The sequence below is a fragment of the Mesorhizobium sp. LSJC285A00 genome, assembly GCF_000503155.1.
GTDB lineage: Bacteria > Pseudomonadota > Alphaproteobacteria > Rhizobiales > Rhizobiaceae > Mesorhizobium.
On sequence record NZ_AYVK01000029.1, the window covers coordinates 13,828 to 36,340 of the forward strand.

At 64.1% G+C, this 22,513-nt stretch carries 25 protein-coding genes and 1 pseudogene; 17 read left to right on the forward strand and 9 right to left on the reverse strand.

What is annotated here, in order from left to right:
* Window positions 1-54 precede the first annotated feature (54 nt).
* Window positions 55-372, forward strand: a complete 318-nt coding sequence (locus tag X726_RS146995; RefSeq protein WP_245260927.1) for a hypothetical protein — start codon at window positions 55-57, stop codon at window positions 370-372.
* Here the strand turns inward: X726_RS146995 and gluQRS are convergent, their stop codons facing one another.
* Window positions 373-1,248 carry a tRNA glutamyl-Q(34) synthetase GluQRS gene (gene gluQRS / locus X726_RS146990; RefSeq protein WP_023671678.1) on the reverse strand — a complete coding sequence of 292 codons (876 nt, stop codon included), beginning with the start codon at window positions 1,246-1,248 and terminating at the stop codon, window positions 373-375.
* Window positions 1,249-1,322: 74 nt separating this feature from the next.
* Here gluQRS and X726_RS146985 point away from each other — a divergent pair, with 74 nt between their 5' ends.
* The 7 genes from X726_RS146985 to X726_RS146955 all read left to right on the forward strand — a co-directional run bounded on the left by X726_RS146985 (window position 1,323) and on the right by X726_RS146955 (window position 9,742).
* Window positions 1,323-1,964 carry a DNA-3-methyladenine glycosylase gene (locus tag X726_RS146985; RefSeq protein ID WP_023671679.1) on the forward strand — a complete coding sequence of 214 codons (642 nt, stop codon included), beginning with the start codon at window positions 1,323-1,325 and terminating at the stop codon, window positions 1,962-1,964.
* A gap of 128 nt (window positions 1,965-2,092) precedes the next feature.
* Window positions 2,093-2,650 (forward strand): HNH endonuclease, encoded by a 558-nt coding sequence (locus X726_RS146980; RefSeq protein WP_008874122.1) that lies wholly within the window; start codon window positions 2,093-2,095, stop codon window positions 2,648-2,650.
* Window positions 2,651-2,931: 281 nt separating this feature from the next.
* Window positions 2,932-4,122 carry an integrase core domain-containing protein gene (locus tag X726_RS146975; protein WP_023826017.1) on the forward strand — a complete coding sequence of 397 codons (1,191 nt, stop codon included), beginning with the start codon at window positions 2,932-2,934 and terminating at the stop codon, window positions 4,120-4,122.
* 601 nt (window positions 4,123-4,723) lie between these two features.
* Window positions 4,724-6,262 carry a DUF4173 domain-containing protein gene (locus X726_RS146970; RefSeq protein ID WP_023671681.1) on the forward strand — a complete coding sequence of 513 codons (1,539 nt, stop codon included), beginning with the start codon at window positions 4,724-4,726 and terminating at the stop codon, window positions 6,260-6,262.
* 4 nt (window positions 6,263-6,266) lie between these two features.
* On the forward strand, window positions 6,267-6,962 hold the full coding sequence (locus X726_RS146965) for a response regulator transcription factor (RefSeq protein WP_023671682.1): 696 nt from the start codon (window positions 6,267-6,269) through the stop codon (window positions 6,960-6,962).
* Window positions 6,950-8,545: a HAMP domain-containing sensor histidine kinase gene (locus X726_RS146960; protein ID WP_023671683.1), complete on the forward strand. Its 1,596-nt coding sequence runs from the start codon at window positions 6,950-6,952 to the stop codon at window positions 8,543-8,545. Before X726_RS146965 ends, X726_RS146960 begins: the two co-directional genes overlap by 13 nt.
* A 30-nt stretch (window positions 8,546-8,575) precedes the next feature.
* Complete coding sequence (locus X726_RS146955; protein WP_031215218.1) at window positions 8,576-9,742, forward strand: FAD-binding oxidoreductase; 1,167 nt, start codon at window positions 8,576-8,578, stop codon at window positions 9,740-9,742.
* Window positions 9,743-9,946: 204 nt separating this feature from the next.
* On the opposite strand, the gene X726_RS1000000172425 is transcribed toward X726_RS146955, so the two are convergent.
* From X726_RS1000000172425 to X726_RS146950, 3 genes and pseudogenes are all read right to left on the reverse strand, one after another.
* On the reverse strand, window positions 9,947-10,195 hold the full coding sequence (locus X726_RS1000000172425) for a DUF72 domain-containing protein (protein ID WP_023671685.1): 249 nt from the start codon (window positions 10,193-10,195) through the stop codon (window positions 9,947-9,949).
* Between the two features lie 77 nt (window positions 10,196-10,272).
* Window positions 10,273-10,677 (reverse strand): annotated as a pseudogene (locus X726_RS1000000172430) (DUF72 domain-containing protein); the annotation flags it as partial.
* Window positions 10,678-10,821: 144 nt separating this feature from the next.
* Window positions 10,822-11,247, reverse strand: a complete 426-nt coding sequence (locus X726_RS146950) for a GNAT family N-acetyltransferase (RefSeq protein ID WP_023671687.1) — start codon at window positions 11,245-11,247, stop codon at window positions 10,822-10,824.
* A gap of 165 nt (window positions 11,248-11,412) precedes the next feature.
* On the opposite strand from X726_RS146950, the gene leuD reads away from it, so the two are divergent.
* The 5 genes from leuD (at window position 11,413) to leuB (ending at window position 15,268) form a co-directional block, all read left to right on the forward strand.
* Window positions 11,413-12,018, forward strand: a complete 606-nt coding sequence (leuD, locus tag X726_RS146945) for a 3-isopropylmalate dehydratase small subunit (RefSeq protein ID WP_023671688.1) — start codon at window positions 11,413-11,415, stop codon at window positions 12,016-12,018.
* Window positions 12,019-12,084: 66 nt separating this feature from the next.
* The gene (locus tag X726_RS146940) at window positions 12,085-12,960 is read left to right on the forward strand and encodes a hypothetical protein (protein WP_245272142.1); all 876 of its coding nucleotides are present in this window, start codon (window positions 12,085-12,087) and stop codon (window positions 12,958-12,960) included.
* Window positions 12,961-13,268: 308 nt separating this feature from the next.
* On the forward strand, window positions 13,269-13,652 hold the full coding sequence (locus X726_RS146935; RefSeq protein WP_023671690.1) for a RidA family protein: 384 nt from the start codon (window positions 13,269-13,271) through the stop codon (window positions 13,650-13,652).
* A gap of 13 nt (window positions 13,653-13,665) precedes the next feature.
* Complete coding sequence (locus tag X726_RS146930; protein WP_023671691.1) at window positions 13,666-14,016, forward strand: VOC family protein; 351 nt, start codon at window positions 13,666-13,668, stop codon at window positions 14,014-14,016.
* Between the two features lie 148 nt (window positions 14,017-14,164).
* A complete protein-coding gene (gene leuB / locus X726_RS146925) occupies window positions 14,165-15,268 on the forward strand; it encodes a 3-isopropylmalate dehydrogenase (protein ID WP_023671692.1) in 1,104 nt (367 codons plus the stop codon).
* A gap of 8 nt (window positions 15,269-15,276) precedes the next feature.
* Here the strand turns inward: leuB and X726_RS146920 are convergent, their stop codons facing one another.
* The 4 genes from X726_RS146920 to X726_RS146905 all read right to left on the reverse strand — a co-directional run bounded on the left by X726_RS146920 (window position 15,277) and on the right by X726_RS146905 (window position 19,233).
* Window positions 15,277-15,654, reverse strand: a complete 378-nt coding sequence (locus tag X726_RS146920; RefSeq protein ID WP_023671693.1) for a MarR family winged helix-turn-helix transcriptional regulator — start codon at window positions 15,652-15,654, stop codon at window positions 15,277-15,279.
* 70 nt (window positions 15,655-15,724) lie between these two features.
* Window positions 15,725-16,153: a polyketide cyclase gene (locus tag X726_RS146915; protein ID WP_023671694.1), complete on the reverse strand. Its 429-nt coding sequence runs from the start codon at window positions 16,151-16,153 to the stop codon at window positions 15,725-15,727.
* 191 nt (window positions 16,154-16,344) lie between these two features.
* Entirely contained in the window at window positions 16,345-17,067 is a 723-nt protein-coding gene (locus tag X726_RS146910; RefSeq protein WP_023671695.1) for a DUF805 domain-containing protein, read from the reverse strand.
* A gap of 324 nt (window positions 17,068-17,391) precedes the next feature.
* On the reverse strand, window positions 17,392-19,233 hold the full coding sequence (locus X726_RS146905; protein ID WP_023671696.1) for a DEAD/DEAH box helicase: 1,842 nt from the start codon (window positions 19,231-19,233) through the stop codon (window positions 17,392-17,394).
* Window positions 19,234-19,423: 190 nt separating this feature from the next.
* Here X726_RS146905 and X726_RS1000000172290 point away from each other — a divergent pair, with 190 nt between their 5' ends.
* The 3 genes from X726_RS1000000172290 to X726_RS146895 all read left to right on the forward strand — a co-directional run bounded on the left by X726_RS1000000172290 (window position 19,424) and on the right by X726_RS146895 (window position 21,322).
* Window positions 19,424-19,549 carry a hypothetical protein gene (locus tag X726_RS1000000172290; RefSeq protein ID WP_023671697.1) on the forward strand — a complete coding sequence of 42 codons (126 nt, stop codon included), beginning with the start codon at window positions 19,424-19,426 and terminating at the stop codon, window positions 19,547-19,549.
* 106 nt (window positions 19,550-19,655) lie between these two features.
* On the forward strand, window positions 19,656-20,690 hold the full coding sequence (locus X726_RS146900) for an aspartate-semialdehyde dehydrogenase (RefSeq protein ID WP_023671698.1): 1,035 nt from the start codon (window positions 19,656-19,658) through the stop codon (window positions 20,688-20,690).
* A 179-nt stretch (window positions 20,691-20,869) separates the two neighbouring features.
* The gene (locus X726_RS146895; RefSeq protein ID WP_023671699.1) at window positions 20,870-21,322 is read left to right on the forward strand and encodes a GNAT family N-acetyltransferase; all 453 of its coding nucleotides are present in this window, start codon (window positions 20,870-20,872) and stop codon (window positions 21,320-21,322) included.
* A 3-nt stretch (window positions 21,323-21,325) separates the two neighbouring features.
* Here the strand turns inward: X726_RS146895 and X726_RS146890 are convergent, their stop codons facing one another.
* Window positions 21,326-21,733: an ACT domain-containing protein gene (locus tag X726_RS146890; protein ID WP_023671700.1), complete on the reverse strand. Its 408-nt coding sequence runs from the start codon at window positions 21,731-21,733 to the stop codon at window positions 21,326-21,328.
* Between the two features lie 356 nt (window positions 21,734-22,089).
* Here X726_RS146890 and X726_RS146885 point away from each other — a divergent pair, with 356 nt between their 5' ends.
* The gene (locus X726_RS146885) at window positions 22,090-22,500 is read left to right on the forward strand and encodes a DoxX family protein (protein ID WP_023687655.1); all 411 of its coding nucleotides are present in this window, start codon (window positions 22,090-22,092) and stop codon (window positions 22,498-22,500) included.
* Window positions 22,501-22,513: the final 13 nt, after the last annotated feature.

Here is a 22,513-nt window from a genome sequence, read left to right on the forward strand (position 1 = left end):
CGAATTCAAAGGGCGGCGTCAGGGCAATCGACTTCTGTCGATGGATCCGGCGACATGGCGTTTTGGCTTCGACAGGGAGCGCGCATGCTGTTGCATCTCGACACAAGCTGGCTTTTGATGACGGTGGCCAGTGTGGCCGTGTTCGGCTTCTTCTTCGGTTCAGCGCTCGACGCCATCATGCAGGAGGACGGTTTTGGGTCGACCGGCAACACATTGCTGTTCACGCTCGGCTTTTTCGCCGCGGTCATGGCCGCGAACGAACATGGCATCGTCCTGAGAGATCTGAAGCTCGCGGTTGCCTGGGGACTGGGCGGCGCCTTCGCGTTTATAGGCGCGTTGGCGCTGCTCAAGGCGGGGCTGGCCCGGCTTTAGTCAGAGCCCGACCAGCCGCCTGACATCGTCCGGCGACATGCCTGCCGGCCTCAGCGCGGCAAGGCCGGTATCAGCAAAACTCTTCGACAGTTTGCGCCCATCCGGTCCGAGTATGAGACGGTGGTGGAAATACTGCGGCTGGCCGAGGCCGAGCAGTTCCTGCAGCAGGCGCTGGATGCCGGTCGCGGAATAAAGGTCGCGGCCACGCACGACATGGCTGACGCCTTGCAGAGCGTCGTCGACGACGACGGCCAGGTGATAGCTGGTCGGGATGTCGCGGCGCGCCAGAATGACGTCGCCCCAGTCCTGCGGACGCGCCTCGACTCGCTGCGTCGCCGAAAGCGTCTCGTTGGTGAATTCGCGCCAGGACAAATCCGTGCCGACGCGCGCCAGCGCTGCATCGATGTCGAGGCGCCAGGCGAAGGGCGCATTTTCGGCGATGCGGCGGTTGCGTTCGCTGACCGGCAGCGCCTTGTCGGCGGCGGGATAAAGCGGCACGCCGTCCGGGTCGCGCGGCCAGCCGCGGCCGCGCTTTTCGCTGTCGGCGATGAAGGCCCTGATCTCGCCACGGCTCATGAAGGCAGGGTAGACGAGTTCTTCGCGGACCAGCCGGTCGAGCACGGCCTGATAGTCGGAGAAATGCTCGGCCTGGCGCCGCACCGGCTGTTCCCATTCGAGACCTAACCATTCGAGGTCGCGAAAGATGCCGGCCTCGAATTCAGGCGTGCAGCGGATCGTGTCGATGTCCTCGATGCGCAGCAGCAGGCGGCCGCCGGCCGCACGCGCCAGTTGCTGGTTGAGCAGTGCCGAATAGGCATGGCCGAGATGCAGTTCGCCATTCGGGCTCGGCGCGAAGCGGAATGTCAGGAGCGTCATCTCACAAGCGGCAATCGGGTTGTGCAGCGGTTTTGCCAATTGCTACCGTGCGGTCGGTTCAGGAACAAGAAAACATGCAACGCATCGCGACACTGGACGATATTGCGCGCGGGTTGGATGCGCTTTGCGCAATCGATCCGCGCCTGGAAAAGGTGCGCGGCATGGCTGGCGAGGTGCCGCTGCGGCTGTCGGAACCCGGTTTTCGAAGCCTGGCCTCCATTATCGTTTCGCAACAAGTATCCCGTGCGAGCGCCGATGCGATTTTCGGCCGGCTGATGAAACTGGTCGATCCGCTAACGCCGCAGGCGATCCTTGCCGCCGGCGAGGACATGTTTCGCGAGGCCGGGCTGTCGCGGCCGAAGCAGCGCGGTCTGATCGCGGTTGCGCAGGCCGTGGTTGAGGGGCTCGACCTGCATCACCTCTGTTTGCTCGACGCCGAAGAGGCGATCGCGGCTATGATCGCGGTGCCGGGCATCGGCCCGTGGACGGCGGAAGTCTATCTCCTGTTTGCCGCCGGCCACCCCGATATTTTCCCCGCGCGCGACGTCGCGCTGCAGAGCGCGGTCGGCCACGCGCTCGGTATCGAGCCGCGTCCGCCGGAGAAAACGCTGATCGCCCTGGCCGAATCATGGAGCCCGTGGCGAGGTGTCGCATCGCGGCTTTTCTGGTCCTATTATCGCGAAACCAGGGGCCGGGACGCGGCACCTCCGGCCTGAAACCGCAAAAAAGCATGAAAACCCTGCATTTTTGCCGCGTTTGGCTGATGACAATCCGCTTCACATCCCTGTCATGTCGGGCTTACAGTATCCACGCCGATCGGTTTTAAAACGAGGAGGTCAACAAGGTGACGGTTGCCGTATCTCCGGATGGGCTTCCTGCGCTGGTGCTGAATGCGGATTACCGTCCGCTCAGCTATTACCCCTTGTCGCTCTGGTCCTGGCAGGATGCCATCAAGGCGGTGTTCCTCGACCGGGTCAACATCGTCGCCGAATACGAGCATGCGGTGTCTTCGCCGACCTTTTCGATGAAGCTGCCCAGCGTCGTCAGCCTGAAGGCCTATGTGAAGCCGTCGAGGCACCCGGCATTCACCCGCTTCAACGTGTTCCTGCGCGACCGCTTCCAGTGCCAGTATTGCGGCACGCCCGAGGATCTGACCTTTGACCACGTCATCCCGCGCCATCGCGGCGGGGCGACGACGTGGGAGAATGTCGTGGCCGCCTGTTCACCCTGCAATCTGAGGAAGGGCGGCATGATGCCGGCGCACGCCAAGATGTGGCCGTTGCAGAAGCCCTACCAGCCGACCGTGCACGACCTGCACAACAATGGCCGGCTGTTCCCGCCTAACCATCTGCATGAAAGCTGGATGGATTATCTCTACTGGGATGTGGAGTTGGAGCCGTAGGGATTGGCGCGATCGGCCTTGCCAGGGCAATCGCCGATGTCAGGTGCTGCCCCTCATCCGGCTGCCGCCACCTTCTCCCCGTATAGTGACGGGGAGAAGGGAATTGGCTGCAAATTTGGCGCCCTTCTTTCAGCGTTCGGGATTGGCGAAACCATTGATGACTGCGTCTTTCTCCCCGTCACTATACGGGGAGAAATGCCCGGTGTTCGAACCGGATAGATAGGTAACAGAATGGACCGATAGCATGGGTGACAGTTTTCTTGTCCGCCGGAGGACCGGCGATGGTTTGGCGAGAGACTGGCATCATGGACGAGCGGCTACGGTTTGTTGTGGAGTGTCTTTCTGGGGATGAGACGATGGTTGCGCTTTGTGCGGCCTACGGGATCTCACGCAAGAACGGCTACAAATGGCTAGGACGCTATCGGACGTTTGGGCCTGAGGGTTTGCACGACCTGCCGCGAGCCCCGCTCAATCATGGCCGGGCGACAGCTCAGGATCTGGTTGAGCGGATTGTGGCGGCCAAGGAGCTGCATCCGCTTTGGGGTCCAAAGAAGATCGTGGCACGGCTCAGGCGCACGGCTCCCGAGTTCATGTGGCCTTCAGCCTCGACGGTCGGCGCGATCCTTGCGCGGCATGGGCTTGTCCGCGCCCGCAAGCGACCCCGCCTGCGGGCCTGCGGCAATGGACCCTGGCCACAGCCGCAAGAACCGAACGCGGTGTGGACTGGCGATCACAAGGGCTGGTTCCGGACCCGCGACGGCTGGCGTTGCGAACCCTTGACGGTGATGGATGCGTCGAGCCGCTATCTTCTGGCGCTCGAAGCGACGGGGTCGACGGCCGATAGCGAAGCCTGGCCGGTGTTCGAACGGCTGTTTGAAGAGCATGGCCTGCCGGATCGCTTCAGAAGCGACAATGGCCCGCCCTTCGCATCGGCCGGCGTCACCGGGCTGACGCCGCTTGTCGTGCGCTTCATCAAGCTCGGCATCACCTTGGAGCGGATCGCACCCGGCAGGCCACAGCAGAACGGACGTCACGAGCGCTTTCACCTGACCATGCTGCCGATGGCCGAGGCACCGGAAGCCGACCGAACGGCACAGGGCCAGGCCTTCGAGACCTTCCGCCACAGCTACAATGAGGAACGTCCCCATGAGGCGCTGGGCATGGATACGCCCGCCCAGCACTACCGGTCCTCACAGCGCGCCATGCCCAGGACACCACCCGAGCCCGTCTATCCGGCCGAGGCCTCGGTCCGCCGCGTGCGCCACAATGGCGAGATCCGATGGAATGGCGGCTTCATATATGTCTCGCAAGCGCTGGCGGGCGAACCGGTCGCTGCGTTGGAGACCGAAGACGGACAATGGACACTCTCATTCCATGCCCACCCGCTCGGCATCATCGACACACGGCACATGAAGCTTGTCCGCCGCAGCGCCGCGCCAACCAATCCGCTTGGCGCTGCGGCGGACGCATAGGGGGAGAGAAGTGTCACCTATGTATCCGGTTCAAAGTGTTACCCATCTATCGGCTGGACACCGGCNGCGGCGGACGCATAGGGGGAGAGAAGTGTCACCTATGTATCCGGTTCAAAGTGTTACCCATCTATCGGCTGGACAAGCGAAGCTCGACGGAGTGGGGGTCGACCCATGCGCTCAGTGCCCTTCCGATGTCCGTTCGCGGCGACTGCCAGGTGGTTCCCCCACTCCGTCTCGGCTTCGCCGAGCCACCTCTCCCCCCTCCGGAGGGAGAGGAAAGGAGCCTGGCTGGGACAGCGCCAACGTCCGGAAAGATGGGGGGGGAGCGCCCCGGCCGTAAGCACAGGTCCTGCACGAAAACTGCACATCCCTGCGGAAAACCTCCTCCGCTCCGCCCCGCCGTTTCCATGCGAGCCCGCGACAACAGCGGCATGCAACAGCGAAACGCTCACCTTTGGTCCTTGCCCTATCGCCTGCGCAGCGAAAGCTGGTGGTTGGTCGATCCGCCCCGGGCGGCGGCCCGCCCTTACCTGGAAGCGAGCCTGCTCCCTTTTATCCGCCCACCGGCCGAGCGGACCCAGCCCATCAGGAAAATCCGCGCATGACATCGTTTGCAAGCTTTTCCAGCCGCTTCGGCATCGCCGTCCTGCTCGTGGCGCTGGCGGATTTTTTCTTTTACGGCCAGCCCGCCGGGATCACGGTGCTGCTGTTTGCCATCCTGATCGCCGGCGCGGTGGTCGCTGTGCATCCTGCCGCACTGAATTCCACCCGACCCTGGCTCAAGCCGGCCGCTTTGTTCGTCGCGCTGCTGCCGCTGGCCGAGAACGTCAGCCCGCTGTCGGTGGCGATAGCTGTCGTGGCGCTGGTGGTGTTTGCGCTGTCCCTGTCCGGGCGGCTGCGGCACGGCATCGCCCGCATTGCCGGCCAGGTCGCGCTGTTCCTGCTGGCGGCGCCGCTGCGCCTTATCCGTGACTTTTTCCAATGGCGCCGCACGGTGCGCCGGCTTGGCGGCCGCCGCATCCACCTGGCGTCCATCATCGTCTGGGTCATGCCGGTGACGCTGGGCGCGGTGTTCCTGCTTTTGTTCGGCACCGCCAATCCGGTCATCGAATACTGGCTGTCGCTGATCGACCTGATGAAGCTGCTCGATCTCATCCAGCTGGCGCGGATCGTCTTCTGGCTGTTCGTGCTCGCCGGCGTCTGGGCTTTCCTGCGGCCTCGCCTGCCGCGCTTGCTGCGCCGACCCCCACGCCGCCTTCCACCTTTGGCGCCGCCTGCAGCCGTGGCCGCACCGGCCGCGACAAAATCCGCCACGACGATCGAGGCCGTCGTCTTCGGCAAGGCCGCGATCCTGCGCGCGCTGATCGTCTTCAACGCCTTGTTTGCGCTGCAGACGGGGCTCGACGCAGCCTATCTCTGGGGTGGGGTCGCCCTGCCGGACGGGTTGAGCTATGCCGCCTATGCGCATCGCGGTGCCTATCCGCTGATCGCCACGGCGCTGCTGGCCGCCGGCTTCGTGCTGGCGGCGCTGCGGCCGGGCAGCGAAACCTCAGGCGATCCGCTGATCCGCCGGCTGGTCTATGCCTGGGTGACGCAGAACATCGTGCTGGTCATCTCGTCGATTCTCAGGCTCGATCTCTATATCGGCGTCTATGCACTGACCTACTGGCGCATCGCCGCCTTCGTCTGGATGGGGTTGGTGGCGTCAGGGCTTGCATTGATCATTGCCCGCATCGCGCTTGGAAAATCCAACGAATGGCTGCTCTCCGCCAATCTTGCGACGTTATCGGCGACGCTTTATGCCTGCTGCTTCATCAACTTCGCCGCAACGATCGCCAATTTCAATGTCGACCATTCCCTTGAAATGACCGGCGACGGCACGCCTATCGATACCGAATATCTGCGCTCGCTCGGCGCTGCCGCCATGCCGGCGCTGGACCGCCTCTACCTGCACCAATTCGGAAACCAAACCACCTGTCTGGCCGATCAAATGATGATCGACGACACTATCGCCGAGCAGAGGCAGTGGCGCGCCTGGAGCTTTCGCGGCTGGAGGCTCGTGCAGGTTCTCGACAAGAGAGGTCCGCTCGTGCTTCCTCCACCTACCCAGCCCTCGCAACCTTCAGTGCCGGACCGTTAGATCCATGCCGCATCAGATCCTGGTCGCCGACGACGATCCGCACATACGCGAGATCATCTGCTTTGCGCTGGAAAAGGCCGGGATGAAGACGCAAGCCGTGTCCGACGGCGCCGCGGCCCTGCAGGCGATCGAGCGCCGCGTGCCCGATCTCGTCGTGCTCGACATCGGCATGCCGGAGATGGACGGGCTGGAAGTCTGCCGGCGGCTGAGGCAGCGCTCCGATGTGCCGGTACTGTTCCTGTCGGCGCGAGACGAGGAGATCGACCGCATCCTCGGGCTGGAAATGGGCGGCGACGACTATGTGACCAAGCCGTTCAGCCCGCGCGAGCTGGTGGCGCGCGTCAACGTCATCCTGCGCCGCGCCCGCCCGGTGGCCCCGGACCCCGCCGGTGACAAGAACTTTGCGCATGGCAAGCTCAGCCTGGTGCCGGCCAGCCACGGCGCCAGTTTCGACGGCAAGGCGCTGGCGCTGACGGCGATCGAGTTCTCGATCCTCAGGGGATTTCTGGCGCGGCCGGCGCATGTGCTGGGCCGCGACCTGGTGGTCGCCAGCGCCTATGCCGCCAACATCCACGTCGCCGACCGTACCGTCGATAGCCACATCCGCAACATCCGCGCCAAGCTGGCGGCGGCGGGCTGTCTCGACGCCATTGAAACCGTGCATGGTGTCGGTTTCCGGCTCGGCCGATGCGGCGCCTGAGCGACGCCAAATGGATCGGCACCAAATGGCGGCCAAGGCTGGCCACGGTGGTTCTCGCCATCCTCATCATGGTGCTGGCGCTGCCGCTGGTCGGCCTGTTCTTCTTCCGGCTTTATGAAAACCAGCTGATCCGCCACACCGAGGGCGAGTTGATCGCGCAAGGCGCCGTCATCGCCGCCATCTATGCACATAATATCAGTGACGCCGCCATTGCCCCGGAGAAGCTAGGGGTGCCGATGCAGGCTGACAGCGGCGATGCCAGCCGCGGCGACGACTCGCCTTACCAGCCGATCGAGCCGAGCCTCGATCTCGCTTCCGACTACCTGCTGCCGACCCGACCCGCCGGCATCGCCGCGGCCATCGATCCAGCCTTCGCGGCGATCGGCGCCAGCCTGTCCGGCATTCTCGACACGACGCAAAAAACCACGCTGGCCGGCTTCCGGCTGCTCGATCCGCGCGGCGTTGTCATTGCAGGGCGCGACGAGGTCGGACTATCGCTGGCCAATGTCGAAGAGGTGCGCACCGCCCTTGCCGGCCACTACGCCAGCGTGTTGAGACAAAGAATTCCCGACCAGCCGCCACCGCCCCTCTATTCGGTCAGCCGCGGCACGAAAGTTCGCGTCTTTGTCGCCATGCCGATCGCGGTCGACGGCCATGTCGCCGGCGTGATCTACCTGTCTCGAACGCCGAACAACATCGTCAAGCATCTCTATGGCGAACGCGGCAAGGTGACGCTGGCGGCCATCGCCATGCTCTCTGGCACGCTGCTGATCGCGCTGGTGTTCCTGCGCACCGTGAGCCGGCCGATCTACGCGCTGATGGAGCGCACGAGGCGCATCGCCGCCGGCGACCGCGACGCGATCCGGCCGCTCGACCATCACGGCACGCGCGAAATGGCCGAGCTGTCCGCGGCCTTTCTCGACATGGCCGAAAAGCTGCAGGCGCGCTCCGACTCGATCCAGACCTTTGCCACCCATGTCTCGCACGAGCTCAAATCGCCGCTGACGGCGATCCAGGGCGCGGCGGAACTGTTGCGCGATTCCGGCGAGGCGATGGATGCCGTCGAACGCAAACGGTTTTCCGGCAACATCGTCACCGATGCCGGAAGGCTCAATCTGCTGGTACGGCGCCTGCTCGACCTGGCACGCGCGGAAAACCTGGCGCCGAGCGGCGAGAGCACATCGCTTGATGCGGCGCTGGCATTGCTGCCGGTGGACGGCAGGCTGGCTGTTACCATCGAGACGGGCGGCGAAATCGGTCTGCGCATCTCGGCCGAGAATGCGGCGATCCTGCTTGCCAACCTGATCGACAATTCGGCCAGGCACGGCGCGACCCAGGTTTTGCTGGCGGCTGGCAGCGCCGAGGGCAAGGTGACCATTGCGGTCAGCGACGACGGCGCCGGCATCTCGCCGAGCAACAGGGCACGCATTTTCGAGCCGTTCTTCACCACGCGGCGCGAGTCCGGCGGGACCGGCATGGGCCTCGGCATAGTGCTGGCCCTCCTGAAAGCGCATGATGGCACGATCGCGCTGGTTGACTCCGGGCGCGGCACGCGCTTCGAGATCATTGTGCCGGCGGCGTGAAGGATGCCGGCGGCCGGATTGGAGAACAAAGTGCGCTACGACACCGTCATCATCGGCGGAGCCATCGTCGGCTCCTCGGTCGCCTATTATCTGCGCGAGGAAGGCTTTTCCGGCTCCATCGCGCTGATCGAACGCGACCCGCAATTCGCCCATGCGGCAACGACGCTGTCCATGGCCTCGATCCGTCAGCAATTCTCGATTCCGGAAAATATCCGGCTGTCGCAGTTCACGCTAAACCTGTTCCGGCGACTGAAGGAGACCTTCGGCACCGATGCCGATATCGGTTTTCGCGAAGGCGGCTATCTCATCCTGGCCGGCGAGGCCGGGTTGCCGATCCTGAAAGCCAACCACGAGGCGCAGGTCGCCGAGGGCGCCGACATTCTGCTCGAGGACGCCGACCAGCTGGCAAAGCGCTTTTCATGGCTGTCGACCGAAGGCATCAGCGCCGGCGCCTTCGGCCGCACCGGCGAGGGCTGGTTCGACGCGCATGCCATGTTGACGCTGTTCCGCAAGGCCTTGCGCGACAGACGAGTCGATTTCATGGCCGCCGATGTCACCGGCATCGAGCGGCAGGGCAATCGCGTCACCGGCGTGGACCTCGACAATGGCGAAAGACTGCAAGCCGGCATCGTCGTCAATGCCGCCGGGCCGAATGCCGGCAAGGTGGCCGGCATGGCGGGACTCGTCCTGCCCGTCGAGCCGCGCAAGCGCAACGTTTTCGTCTTCGAGGCGCGGGAAAAATACGCCGACATGCCGCTGCTGGTCGATCCCTCCGGCATCTATGTCAGGCCTGAAGGCTCGGTCTATCTCACCGGCGGCGCCGAGCCGGAGGAGGGCGATGGCCCCGCCGACCCCAGGGATTTCGGCGTCGACTGGCCGCTGTTCGAAGAGGTGATCTGGCCGGTGCTGGCAACCCGCATTCCGGCCTTCGAGGCGATCAAGCCGACACGCGCCTGGGCCGGCCACTACGACTACAACACGCTCGACCAGAACGCGGTGATCGGACCGCATCCCGAGGTCGGCAATTTCATCTTTGCCAACGGATTTTCCGGCCACGGCCTGCAGCAGGCGCCGGCGGTCGGCAAGGCGCTGGCGGAGTTGTTGGTGCATGGCGGGTATCGGACGGTGGATTGCTCGGCGTTTGGGTACGCCAGAGTGGCCGAAGGAAGGGCGTTCCGGGAATTGAATGTGATTTGAGGCGGCAAAAGCTCACTGTCGAGTTCCTGCCTACCCCCCTCTGCCCTGCCGGGCATCTCCCCCGCAAGGGGGGAGATTGGCAGCTTCGGCGAAGGCGCCATTCTTGCAACGTCGGCGATTGGCGAAAGCGGTCGCGGCATCTGATCTCCCCCCTTGCGGGGGAGATGGCCGGCAGGCCAGAGGGGGGTGCTGTCCCGCGAGCGTCTAAGCAACCATCGCACTGACAGCCATCGCGTTGCCCAGTGCATGCCCGGCAGCCGTGTTGTCGAAAAAGCCCCAGACCTCGGCACCGGAAGCGGCCGCTGCTTCCACCTGCCGCGCAAACCGGTCGAGCGCTTCGGCATCGTGGTCCGAATAGTAGACGCGCGGCGCGCCGTGCCAGCGGAAATAGGCAAGGCCGGGCGAGCCACCCGGCCCTGCCGCCTCAGGGATCGGGGCCGGGTCAACGGCCACGCGCGTGATCCGGTTGTCAACAAGGAGTGCTCCGCCTCGGCACTGAACCAGCTGGGATGGCGCGGCTCGCATGCCAGCCTTGCCAGGCTACGCCTGCCCAACATGTTGAAGAAGCCGCCGGCGACCTCCGGCTCGAAGGGCAGGCTTGGCGGCAGCTGCACCAGAAGCACGCTCAGCTTTTCGCCGAGACCTTCGACCTGCCCGAGAAAGTCCTCTGTCAGCCCCTCGCAATCGGCGAGGCGATGCTCATGGGTCATGCTCTTCGGTGCCTTGACCGCGAAACGGAAGTGCTCCGGCACGGCGTGCGCCCAGCGCTCATAGGTCTCGCGGCGGTGCAGTTTGTAGAAGGAGGTGTCGATTTCCACGACCGGAAAGCATTTTGCGTAACGTTCGAGATGCGACCCGGGCTGCGGAAAGTCAGCCTTGTATCGAGACGGAATTCCCCATCCGGCGGTGCCTATCAGAGATCGGCGATTTCCCATGCTGCGGATTTGGACCGGATGAAGCGCGGGTCAAGGGCGACAAGGAGGCGTTGCTCCGCGGGGTCCTGAACACCGTTCCGCATTGCCGAGAACCTTGCCCCGCCTTGACTGCCCAACCCGATCGGCAATTGCGCCCGACGCTCGTCAGCCCTCGCGGGAGAACCAGAACGCGTCGGCCATTCGCGTCATGCCAATACGCTCATAGAAGCCGACGGCGTCGGGCATCGAGATCAGGCTGATGGCGACCGAAGGCCCAAGCTGCCGGCGGGTCTCGTCCATCAGGCCCTTGCCGATGCCGAGGCCTTGCGCAGATTGGGATACGGCGAGCTCTGAGACGTAGCACACCCAGGAAAAATCGGTGATGGCCCTGATAACGCCTATCAGCGGCCTGCCTTCGATGTCGAGCCGCGCCGTCAGCACCAGGTTCGCGCCCGAAAGCATCGCCTGCAGCCGGGCGTCGTCATCGACGGGGCGTGTTTCGCCGAGCGTGGATTCAAGCAGAACGCGGCGGAATTCGGCGACGTCGAGTTCAGGCTCCCGGGCATAGATAATCTTCGATTGTGCGGTCATGGGCGTAAGGTGCACCAACGGCAGCCGGTTTTAAAGACAGTGCCGCGCCGATCTTTCGATCGGGCCGCGCACCAACAGTTGCCTTTTATTTGCCGGCCGCTTTGTGTAAACCGGGCGCAGCAAACCCTGACGCAACGAATTATCGATCAAGAACGGGCAAAAGCCATGGAAAAATTCACCAAGCTCACCGGCGTCGCCGCACCGATGCCGATCGTCAATGTCGACACCGACATGATCATCCCCAAGGATTATCTCAAGACGATCAAGCGCACCGGGCTCGGCAGCGGCCTGTTCGCCGAAATGCGCTACAAGGACGATGGCTCGGAAAACCCCGACTTCGTGCTCAACAAGCCAGCCTACCGCAAGGCGCAGATCCTGGTCGCCGGCGACAATTTCGGCTGCGGTTCGAGCCGTGAGCACGCGCCGTGGGCGCTGCTCGATTTCGGCATTCGCTGCGTCATCTCGACCTCGTTCGCCGACATATTCTACAACAACTGCTTCAAGAACGGCATCTTGCCGATCACCGTCAGCCCGGAAGATCTGGAGAAGCTGATGGATGACGCCTCGCGCGGCTCCAATGCGACGGTGTCGGTCGACCTCGAGGCCAAGGAAATCCGCGGGCCCGATGGCGGCGTGGTCAGCTTCGACCTCGACGACTTCAAGCGCCACTGCCTCTTGAACGGTCTCGATGATATCGGCCTGACCATGGAGAAGGCCGGCGCCATCGCCTCGTTCGAGAAGAAGAACGCTGCCGAGCGTCCTTGGGCCTGAGTGGTACGGCATGGCCGGCCGCCACAAAGCCGGGNTGCCGGCGCCTGCGCGCTGGCGTGGATGCTGATGCCGGTGGCCGGCGCGCAAGCACAGACCGACACGGTCCTCGTGCCGGCAGAAGATCCGTCCGCCGCCGATCCGGGCGCGTCGAGCAATGCGGCCCTGGCGGACGATGACAGCCAGGGGCCGGTCCCGTTCGAGGGCGGGCAACTGACCATTACCGAGCCAGAGCAGGATGGCGAAAAGGTGCTGGCCTATGACGGCAAGCAACTGGCCAGCAATTACGACGTGTTCTTCGACAGAACAGTCAAGGTCGGCGGCGTCAACGTGGCGCTGGTCGATGTCGGCGACGGCGGCAACCAGTGCGGCCCGGCCAAGGTCATCGTCTGGAAGCCGGAAGGCGGCGAGATACAAAGCCTCAAGGTCGAACAGGACGAATGCGGCGCGCCGCCGTCGGCGGTGGCCGACAACGCCATCTATTTCGTGCCGTATCTGTTGCCGGGCGATACGAAGCAAGCGCTGCAATGGTCGCCCAGCGACGGGCTGACGATCTCGGGCGACCTGACCTACGCGCCGGAGCCGGGTACGGACTGGAAGGACGTCGATCCGGCCAAATACCAGAACATCATCGACGCCTTCCACAATGAGGCCGTCTACAAGGCGGCGCAGACGCTGCTCGGCGACACCATGCCCGACATGGCGACCAGCCTGCTGGTCGGCGGCGGCACCGAAAAGACGGCGTCGGGCGCCTTCTACGCCACCGGCTGCGTGCCGCACGCATGCGGCAGCAATGACGGTTTCATGGCGGTCGACCCGGCCAAGCACACGCTCTACTTCGCCCGGCGCGGCGACAATGGCGAGCCGCAGGCGTGGCCGCCGGTGGCGGACTGGCCGGCGGATGTGAAGGAAGCAATGGACAAGGCGCAGGAGTCGGGGAACTAGGGTTCGCGGCAGCGCGGCGAACACTCGGTGTTCATGCTTGTTCCGTCGCGATCCGTCACACCCCCCTCTGCCCTGCCGGGCATCTCCCGCTCAAGGGGGGAGATCAGACGTCACTCTGGCTTTCGCCAATCGCAAATGTGGAAAGCGAGAAAGGCGTCCGAACTGCTAATCTCCCCCCTTGAGGGGGGAGATGGCCGGCAGGCCAGAGGGGGGTGCTGTCCCGCCGACGACCAAGATTTGCACCTGACTTGGCCCATGGCCTGGCCGGCCCTTTTCCTGCAAAGTGTTCGAAACCACAGCGAGGCTCCATGCGCACACTCATCTCCACCGGTTCGCCCTTCGAAAAAACCGCCGGCTATTCGCGCGCGGTGGTGCAGGGCGACTGGTGCTTCGTCTCGGGAACCACCGGCTATGACTATGCGACGATGGCCATGCCGGAAACGGTGGAGGCGCAGACGCGCAATTGCCTGGCGACCATCGCGGAGGCGCTGAGGGATGGCGGCTTCGACATGGCCGATGTGGTGCGGACGCATTACTACATCACAGACCGGGCCATCGTGGACGTCGTCTTCCCCATCCTCGGCGAGGCTTTCGGCGAGATCAGGCCGGCGGCGACGATGATCGTGTGCCAGCTCAACAAGCCGGAAATGAAGATCGAGATCGAAGTCACGGCGCTGCGGCGCACGGCTTGAAGAGGCCAAAGCCATGACGGTCCGGCGCATCGTAGCCAATATCGGGACGCAGGACGCGGCGGCGGCGAAACGCTTCTATCAGGACGTGCTTGGCCTCGATGTGCTGATGGATCAGGGCTGGATCGTCACCTACGGGTCCGACGAACGGATGCAGGTGCAGATCAGCTTCATGGCCCAGGGCGGCTCCGGCACGCCGGTGCCGGACCTCTCCATCGAGGTCGACGATGTCGATGCGGCGCTGCAAGGCATGAAGGCCGCCGGCTTTGCCGTCGAGTATGGTCCGGCCGACGAACCCTGGGGCGTACGGCGGTTTTATGTGCGCGATCCGTTCGGCCGGTTGGTGAATATTTTGTCGCATAAGTGATTTGTTCCTCTCCCCCGCCTCTGGCCACGGCGAGGAACCCAGGTCTTGAGACGCGGGCGCCGTCGTAGCGTTCTTCATCCCCTTGCGCGGCAAGCTCTTGGCGTTTAGCAAGGCCGCGGTTTCTCCAAACAGCATCGGACGGTTCTCCATGGCTTCGAAAAATCTTCTCCTGCTCGCCGGCGACGGCATCGGCCCCGAGGCGATGGCCGAGGTGAAGAAGCTGATCGCGGCCATGAACGCAAAGCTCGGCAGCGGTTTTGCCACTGATGAAGGCTTGGTCGGCGGCTGTGCCTACGACGCGCATGGCGCGGCGATTTCGGATGCCGACATGGCAAAGGCGATGGCTGCGGACGCCGTGCTGTTCGGCGCCGTCGGCGGGCCGAAATGGGACAAGGTGCCTTACGAGGTGCGTCCCGAGGCCGGGTTGCTACGGCTGCGCAAGGATATGGAGCTGTTCGCCAATCTCCGGCCCGCCATCTGCTATCCGGCGCTGGCCGCGTCGTCCTCGCTGAAGCAGGAAGTCGTCGAGGGCCTCGACATATTGATCGTGCGCGAGCTTACCGGCGGCGTCTATTTCGGCGAGCCGAAGCAGATCATCGATCTCGGCAACGGCCAGAAGCGCGGCATCGACACGCAGGTCTACGACACGTTCGAGATCGAGCGCATTTCCGGCGTCGCCTTCGAGCTGGCGCGCACGCGCAAGAACCACGTGACATCGATGGAAAAGCGCAACGTCATGAAATCCGGGGTGCTGTGGAACGAGGTTGTCACCCAGACCCAGAAGACTCGCTATGCTGACGTCAAGCTCGACCACATGCTGGCCGATGCCGGCGGCATGCAGCTTGTGCGCTGGCCAAAGCAGTTCGACGTCATCGTCACCGACAATCTGTTCGGCGACATGCTGTCCGACATCGCCGCCATGCTGACCGGATCGATCGGCATGCTGCCGTCGGCCTCGCTCGGCGCGCCCGATGTGAAGACCAAGAAGCGCAAGGCGCTGTACGAGCCGGTGCATGGCTCGGCGCCCGACATTGCGGGACAGGGCATCGCCAACCCGATCGCCATGATCGCGTCGTTTGCCATGTGCCTGCGCTACTCCTTCGGCATGGTCGATGAGGCCGACAAGCTCGAAGGCGCCATAGCCGCCGTGCTCGACGACGGGCTGCGGACGAAGGATATTATGTCCGAGGGCATGACCGAAGTCGGCACTGTCGCAATGGGCGATGCCATCATCGCCAAGTTCCTGGCTTAGCGGCCGACTCAGCGGATCTCGCCGGCCAGCCGTTTCAGCAGGCCGACGAGTTGCGCCTCATCCACGGCTGAGAAAAAAGCAGCGTCGGCGGCTTCGACGGCGACGATAGCGCGCTGGACTGCGGCCGTCCCCGTCGTGGAGACGCGGATCACCTTGGCGCGGGAATCCCGCGGGTTGGTGTCCCGCACAATCAGTCCCTTTGCCTCGAGCCGGGCGACGACGTCCGATGTCATCTTCACCTCGGTGCCGGCCTGGGCGGCGAGCTGCACCTGGTTAGGCGGCTCGCCATAGCGGCCGAGCCACATCGCCGAAGCCAGCAGCACGAACTGGACATGCGTAAGGTCAAGCGGGGCCAGCGCCGCCGTCATGACGCGCTGCCAGCGCATGGTGGTTCGCCAGAGCAACAAGCCGGGGCTCTCGGATGGTCCGCTGAAGCGCGTTTGCAGATCCCCCCGATCAGCCACCGTTCGCCAACTCCCTTGCCTGCTCGAACAGTTTGGCCATCGAAGTGTCGAAATCGCCGCTGATCTGCGGCCCGAGCTCTGGTCCGACCTCGGCGGCCGATGGGCCGGAAATCTCGAGGCGATGCGTCACTTGAGTGCCACCCTCGACCGGCGTCAGCGTATGCCTGAACAGCAGTTTCGTGTCGCCGAACGAGGTCTCGTCGGCATACGTCACAGTGTCGACAAGATCGACGATCGTCGATTCGAAGGTGTCCTGCCCGACGGGCGTTACAGAGAGGCGGGTGCCCTTGGCGAACGGGCCGTGCAGCACGAAGGTATCGGACCCTTCGTAGGTGAGGCGGCCTTCGTGCAGCGCCTTGAGCGCGTTCCAGATGGCCTGCGCCGAAAGGGGGGAAATTGCGGTGTACTCGTTGGTCCACATTTGTCTTGGCTCCATCATCCGTTTTCGATCGTCGATTTAAGGAGTGCACAGATTATCTGTGCGCAGACAAAATGGCAAGAGAAATATTTCGTTCGTCCGGTCAAAACAGCAGCTGCCTTCCTGGCTGCGACCTAAGCCATTGTTAAAGCACGGCTGTCCGCAAACAGCCGGCAGCTCATTTCTGGTGCGGTCTAGGCTCCGCCTCCTCCAGGCACCGGCCCCCACTGGTTTTCGTGGGCCTGGGTCGGGATCAATCCGAGTATCAGCGCGAGGATCAGCGTAGCCGGAGCGAACATGAAGGTGATTGCGAAGTAAGGTATTGCCAGCCAGCCGGTCAGGCCGATGTCGTGCAAGCGGCGCACGACGAGCCCGACCCAGGGCAGGAACGTCGCTAGCCAAAACAGCCCCCAGACGCCGATCATCACAATCGGCCAGTTGCCGGCATCGAAATTGCCGACGGCCTGGTCGGCGAGGGCGCCGGCAATTCCGACCAGGATGAAGCTGACGGTCCAGAACAGGCAGTAGCCCCAGAATTCCTTGCGGCGGGCGCGTTCGGCGAAGTTGATGTAGTTGCGCGTCACGCCTCGCCAGAAATAACCCGGCAGTCCGCTATCGCGAACCGCGCCGTCTTCCGCCAGGCGGCCGAAATGCTGTGGCGCGGCTGAAGCGGCAGCCGCCTTGGGCGGCGCGACGCTTGCCGCTGGCGCAGCGGTGGCGGGACTGGCGGGCTGGGCGCGGATTGAAAAAACGTCGCGCGCCTGACCGCTTGCCGGCAGAAACTCGACCACGGCGCCGTTCGCGATCACGGTATCACGGCGCAGATCCTCGCGCGCGAAGGTGTAGCGGTTGCCGTCCGCCCCGGTGATGAAGCCGAAACCCTGGGCCTCGTCATAGTGAAGAACTTCGCCGCGCATTTAGCCTTGCCCCCGTGTAGGCACAGACTGTTCAAAGTTGCGGCGGACTGCAAGGGGTTGGACGAAATGGAGGGTAAACGGTTCAGGCATGAGTTGCTTCATTTTCCGGTGCGTTGGCGCTGCCCCTCACCTGCCTGCCGGCATCCTCTCCCGTATAGTGGCGGGGAGAGGGGTCGCTGTTATCGACGATTCCGCCAATCGCCAACGTTGCAAGAAGAGCGCCAAGGCTGCGGTCAGCCCTTTCTCCCCGTCACTATACGGGGAGAAACGCCCGGCAGGGCAATGAGGGGCAGCGCCTACATCTGTAATTGGCCGATAAGAGCCTCAAACCGGCCGCTTCTTCGGTTTCTTGTTCTTCGGCGGTCCAGCCTTGTCGAATTTCGGTTTCCCGGCCCAAGGCTTTGCATCGCCGGCGGGCCGTTCCCGCTTCTCGAATTTCGGCTTGTGTGCGCTTTGCGGCGCCTCGAACGGGCGCTTGCCGCGATGCGGCTTCTTGTCGGGCTTCGGCGCCTGGTAGCCGGCCCGCGACAGGTCGGGCGTGCCGTCCAGGCGTTTCACCGCAATGTTGCCCTGCAATTTCTTGTCGGGGCCGACGGCGGCGAGGAAGCGATCGGCCCAGTCGGCCGCGATCTGCACGTAGGTCTCATCCTGCTGCATCTTGATGGAGCCGATCTCGCGCTTGGAGATGTTGCCGGTGCGGCACAGCATCGGGATCAGCCAGCGCGGCTCGGCATTCTGCTTGCGCCCGATCGACAGCGAGAACCAGACGCTGTCGCCGAAATCGTCGCGGCGGCTGGGCGCTTCGTCGCGGCGTTCGAATTTTTCGCCCGCCGGTCTGTCTCGCGACGGCGTGAAGGCCGCGACCTCCGTCAGTTCCTCGGGCGCCGAGCGGCTGGCGCGGCATTGGCGCACGAAGGCGGCGGCCACCTGTTCGGCGCCATGCCTGGCCAGAAGCGCGTCGATGAAGCCGCGCTCGTCCTCGGCAATCGGCTCTTCGAAGGCTGGATCGGCAAGGATGCGCTCGTCGTCGCGCTTGATGACTTCGTCGGCGGAGGGCGGGCTCGCCCATGTCGCCTTCAGCCCGGCATTCTGCAGCAGCCGTTCGGTGCGCTTGCGGGCGCCGTTGGGCACGATCAGCGCGCTGACGCCCTTGCGTCCGGCTCGGCCGGTTCGGCCGCTGCGGTGCAGCAGCGTTTCGGGATTGGTCGGCAGATCGGCGTGGATGACCAGTTCGAGATTGGGCAGGTCGATGCCGCGCGCTGCGACGTCCGTGGCAATGCAGACTTTGGCGCGGCCGTCCCGCATCGCCTGCAGCGCGTGGGTGCGTTCGTTCTGGCTGAGCTCGCCCGACAGTGCGACGACGGAAAAATTGCGGTTGTTGAAGCGTGCCGTCAGATGATTGACGGCGGCGCGGGTGTTGCAGAACACCAGCGCGTTCTTCGCCTCGTAAAAGCGCAGCACGTTGATGATGGCGTTCTCGCGGTCGGGATAGGCGACATTCAGCGCCCGGTATTCGATATCGAGATGCTGCTTTTCCTCGCCGCCGGCCGAGATGCGTACGGCGTCGCGCTGATAGCCTTGCGCCAGCGTGGCGATCGAGCGCGGCACGGTGGCCGAAAACATCAGCGTGCGGCGCTGAGCCGGTGCGGCATCGAGGATGAATTCGAGGTCCTCGCGAAAGCCGAGGTCGAGCATCTCGTCGGCCTCGTCCAGCACCACGGCTTTCAGCGCCGACATGTCGAGGGAGTTGCGGGTGATGTGGTCGCGCAGGCGGCCGGGCGTGCCGACGACGATGTGGGCGCCGCGCTCCAGCACGCGCCGTTCGGAGCGCATGTCCATGCCGCCGACGCAGGACGCGACGGTGGCGCCGGTCGGCGCGTAGAGCCATTGCAATTCGCGCATCACCTGCAGAGCGAGCTCGCGCGTCGGCGCCACGGCCAGCGCCAGCGGTGCGCCAGCCTGGTCAAAACGCTCGGCGCTTCCAAGAAGGGTCGGCGCCAAAGCGAGGCCGAAGGCGACGGTCTTGCCTGAGCCGGTCTGCGCCGACACCAGAGCGTCGGACTCGCCGAGCTCCAGCACGGCCTTCTGCACTGGCGTCAGCTCGGTATAGCCGCGTTTTTCCAGCGCTTCTGCCAGCGCAGGAACAATAGCTTCGAAATTGGACATCTCACTCTTTCGGAATTCAGGGTCTGGGCTCATCATGGAGCACATGCCGGGGCTGACGCACGCCAGCCAAACACTATTTGGGCGTTCGTACTTCTTGCGGCCGCTATTGTACAGGGCAGGCGTGTGCCTGGCCGCAATTGACTCCTGACGCAAACCGCGTAAAAGCCGGCATCGAACGGGATCATTTTCGATGCGCGGCCTTCTGATGGCTCTTCTTGCCTTCGACTTCCCCGGCCACAATCATGGGGCCGGGCGCGTCGGCGCGTCTTACCGTTCCAGCAAAACCATGGCCAAAAAAACCACCACCACGGTGTGATTCCCTTGGCCTAACCACCCTCTCCCGGGTCCGGCCCGGGGGACGGACCCGCATTGGCCGGCGGGTTTTCTCCAAAAACCAAGCGGAGAGGGACAGGAGATTTCTGATGAGTTTCAAGGTTGCGGTAGTCGGCGCCACGGGCAATGTGGGTCGCGAAATGCTCAACATACTGGAAGAGCGCGGCTTTCCGGTAAGCGAAGTCGTGGCGCTGGCCTCGCGGCGCAGCCAGGGCACCGAAGTGTCGTTCGGCGACCGTTCGCTGAAGGTCAAGACGCTCGACCAGTATGATTTTTCCGACACCGACATCTGCATCATGTCGGCCGGCGGCAACGTCTCGAAGGAGTGGTCGCCGAAGATCGGCAAGCAGGGCTGCGTCGTCATCGATAACTCGTCGGCCTTCCGCTATGATCAGGACGTGCCGCTGATCGTGCCGGAAGTGAACCCGGATGCGATCTCGCTGTTCACCCGCAAGAACATCATCGCCAATCCGAACTGCTCGACGGCGCAGCTGGTCGTGGCGCTGAAGCCGCTGCACGATGTCGCCACCATCAAGCGCGTCGTCGTCGCCACCTATCAATCGGTATCCGGCGCCGGCAAGGAAGGCATGGACGAACTCTTTACACAGACCCGCGCGGTGTTCGTCGCCGATGGCGTCGAGGTCAAGAAGTTCACCAAGCGCATCGCCTTCAACGTCATTCCGCATATCGACGTCTTCCTCGACGACGGCTCGACCAAGGAAGAGTGGAAGATGGTCGCCGAGACCAAGAAGATGCTCGACCCCAAGATCAAGCTGACGGCGACCTGTGTGCGCGTGCCGGTGTTCATCGGCCATTCCGAAGCCGTCAACATCGAGTTCGAAAAGCCGATCACCGCCGACGAGGCGCGCGATATCCTGCGCGAAGCGCCGGGCTGCCAGGTCTTGGACAAGCGCGAGGATGGCGGCTACATCACGCCGCTGGAATCGGCCGGCGAGGACGCCACCTTCATCTCGCGCATCCGCGAGGATTCGACCATCGACAACGGCCTGTCGATGTGGATCGTCTCCGACAATCTGCGCAAGGGCGCGGCGCTCAACGCGGTGCAGATCGCCGAGCTTCTGGTCGAGCGCGGCCTGATCCAGCCGAAGAAGAAGGCGGCATAGTTTATTCGCTCACGGGCCGTATCTCCGCTGCCGCGGCGGGCCCTCCGCGGGGGCGCCGGAAAGCCGGCGGCCCGCAGTCGCGGGCTCGGCCTTCGGCCGAAGCCTTCCTTCTCCCGTTCACGGGGAGAAGGTCCCGGCAGGGGGATGAGGGCAGCGCTGACCTCTGTTGAGAAACGCCTTTGAACGATCCCACCAAAATCGTGCTGCGACCCGCCACGGCTTTGGATGCCGCGACCATCGCCATTGTCATGCGGGCCGCACTTGGCTCGTTCTCCTGGATGCCGGTCATCCATACGCCGGATGAGGATCTTGCCTTCATCCGCGAGATCGTGCTGTCCCGGCAGCAGGTGACGGTCGCCGAGGCCGGCACCGGCATTGTCGGCTTCATTGCCCTGAGCGGCGATTGGGTGGAACAGCTCTATCTCGACCCCGCCTGGACGGGGCAAGGCATAGGCAGCCGGCTGCTGGTGCAAGCGACCGCCGCGCTACGGATCGTTAAACTGCATTGCTTCCAGGCCAACACCGGCGCGCGTCGCTTCTACGAGCGCCATGGCTTTCGCCCCGAGGCGTTCGGCGCGGGCACCACCAACGAAGAAGGCCTGCCGGATATTCTCTACGTGCGTCGAGCTTGATATTCAGCCGGCGTTATCCTTGGCCAGTTGGCGCAATAACTCCATCGCTTCCTCGGCCCGCTCAGCGGGCACGAACAGATGGTCATGATAGAAAGCAGAGACCGGATTGACGCCCATGCCGGCGGCGGCCAGCCGGGCGGTGATGGCGGCGAGGAAGCCGACGGCTTCCAGCGAGGAGTGGACGTTCAGGGTGATCATGCGGCAGCGGAACGAAGCGGTCAGCCCGGCCGCCCGTGCCGCGTCCTCGGTCACGATCAGTGTCACACCCTCGCGCTCGCGAAAGACCATCACGGGATCGAGGCCTGCCTGCCGGCTGATTCCAGGTGTGAGCGTAGCGAACACGTAGACGTCCGGCAGCAGTTCCGGCGTCATCGCCGCCAGCAGCTTTTTCAGATCAGTCTCGCCGGCCATTCGCTCGTCTCTCGCCCAGCCCTATCAATAGCCGTGACTGGTGGATGTCGATAGTCCGTCAAGGTGGAGGGACAGCACCCCCCTCTGCCCTGCCGGGCATCTCCCCCGCAAGGAGGGAGATCGGCGGTTTCGATGCTCCGCTCATTCATGGAACATTGCCGAAGCGGTCGAGCGTGTAATCTCCCCCCTTGCGGGGGAGATGGCCGGCGGGCCAGAGGGGGGTGTGAAGGATCGCCACGCAGCGGCTTTTGCTTGCTGCTACCCAAAAAGAATCCGCACCCTGTAGGATCGCCGCCCCATCGCTCGTCCTTGGTCCGAAGCCAGCAAACGGCTCGAACCGCTTAGGAGGGAACACCGTGAGTATTTCTCAAACCATGCCCGTCTCGTCGGGCGCCCTGTGGACCGGCCGCGTGCTCAGCGGCCTCATCATCCTGTTCATGATCTTCGACGGCGTCATCAAGCTGCCGCCGCTCGATGTCGTCACCCAGACCATGGTGCCGCTCGGCTGGCCGGCCGATGTCAATGTCGCGCGCACGCTCGGCATTATCGGGCTGATCTCGACCGCGCTCTATGCGCTGCCCCGCACCTCGGTGCTCGGCGCCATCCTGCTCACCGGCTATCTCGGCGGCGCCATCGCCACAAATATGCGCGTCGGCAGCCCGTTGTTTTCGCACACGCTGTTTAGCGTCTATCTCGGCATCATCCTGTGGGGCGGTCTCTATCTGCGCGACCCAAGCGTGCGCGCCCTGATCCCGTTCAGCCGTTAAGCGAGGAGAAAAA

What these genes read in the sequence shown, in the direction of transcription:
- X726_RS146935 (WP_023671690.1), top strand. Translation starts at nt 13,269, where the DNA reads ATGCGCACACTCATCTCCACCGGTTCGCCCTTCGAAAAAACCGCCGGC.
- X726_RS146915 (WP_023671694.1), bottom strand. Translation starts at nt 16,153, where the DNA reads ATGTGGACCAACGAGTACACCGCAATTTCCCCCCTTTCGGCGCAGGCC.
- X726_RS146985 (WP_023671679.1), top strand. Translation starts at nt 1,323, where the DNA reads ATGCAACGCATCGCGACACTGGACGATATTGCGCGCGGGTTGGATGCG.
- X726_RS146920 (WP_023671693.1), bottom strand. Translation starts at nt 15,654, where the DNA reads ATGCGCTGGCAGCGCGTCATGACGGCGGCGCTGGCCCCGCTTGACCTT.
- X726_RS146930 (WP_023671691.1), top strand. Translation starts at nt 13,666, where the DNA reads ATGACGGTCCGGCGCATCGTAGCCAATATCGGGACGCAGGACGCGGCG.
- X726_RS146995 (WP_245260927.1), top strand. Translation starts at nt 55, where the DNA reads ATGGCGTTTTGGCTTCGACAGGGAGCGCGCATGCTGTTGCATCTCGAC.
- gluQRS (WP_023671678.1), bottom strand. Translation starts at nt 1,248, where the DNA reads ATGACGCTCCTGACATTCCGCTTCGCGCCGAGCCCGAATGGCGAACTG.
- X726_RS146975 (WP_023826017.1), top strand. Translation starts at nt 2,932, where the DNA reads ATGGTTTGGCGAGAGACTGGCATCATGGACGAGCGGCTACGGTTTGTT.
- X726_RS146905 (WP_023671696.1), bottom strand. Translation starts at nt 19,233, where the DNA reads ATGTCCAATTTCGAAGCTATTGTTCCTGCGCTGGCAGAAGCGCTGGAA.
- X726_RS146960 (WP_023671683.1), top strand. Translation starts at nt 6,950, where the DNA reads ATGCGGCGCCTGAGCGACGCCAAATGGATCGGCACCAAATGGCGGCCA.
- leuB (WP_023671692.1), top strand. Translation starts at nt 14,165, where the DNA reads ATGGCTTCGAAAAATCTTCTCCTGCTCGCCGGCGACGGCATCGGCCCC.
- X726_RS146900 (WP_023671698.1), top strand. Translation starts at nt 19,656, where the DNA reads ATGAGTTTCAAGGTTGCGGTAGTCGGCGCCACGGGCAATGTGGGTCGC.
- X726_RS146965 (WP_023671682.1), top strand. Translation starts at nt 6,267, where the DNA reads ATGCCGCATCAGATCCTGGTCGCCGACGACGATCCGCACATACGCGAG.
- X726_RS146940 (WP_245272142.1), top strand. Translation starts at nt 12,085, where the DNA reads ATGCCGGTGGCCGGCGCGCAAGCACAGACCGACACGGTCCTCGTGCCG.
- X726_RS146970 (WP_023671681.1), top strand. Translation starts at nt 4,724, where the DNA reads ATGACATCGTTTGCAAGCTTTTCCAGCCGCTTCGGCATCGCCGTCCTG.
- X726_RS146890 (WP_023671700.1), bottom strand. Translation starts at nt 21,733, where the DNA reads ATGGCCGGCGAGACTGATCTGAAAAAGCTGCTGGCGGCGATGACGCCG.
- X726_RS146950 (WP_023671687.1), bottom strand. Translation starts at nt 11,247, where the DNA reads ATGACCGCACAATCGAAGATTATCTATGCCCGGGAGCCTGAACTCGAC.
- X726_RS1000000172290 (WP_023671697.1), top strand. Translation starts at nt 19,424, where the DNA reads ATGCGCGGCCTTCTGATGGCTCTTCTTGCCTTCGACTTCCCCGGCCAC.
- leuD (WP_023671688.1), top strand. Translation starts at nt 11,413, where the DNA reads ATGGAAAAATTCACCAAGCTCACCGGCGTCGCCGCACCGATGCCGATC.
- X726_RS146910 (WP_023671695.1), bottom strand. Translation starts at nt 17,067, where the DNA reads ATGCGCGGCGAAGTTCTTCACTATGACGAGGCCCAGGGTTTCGGCTTC.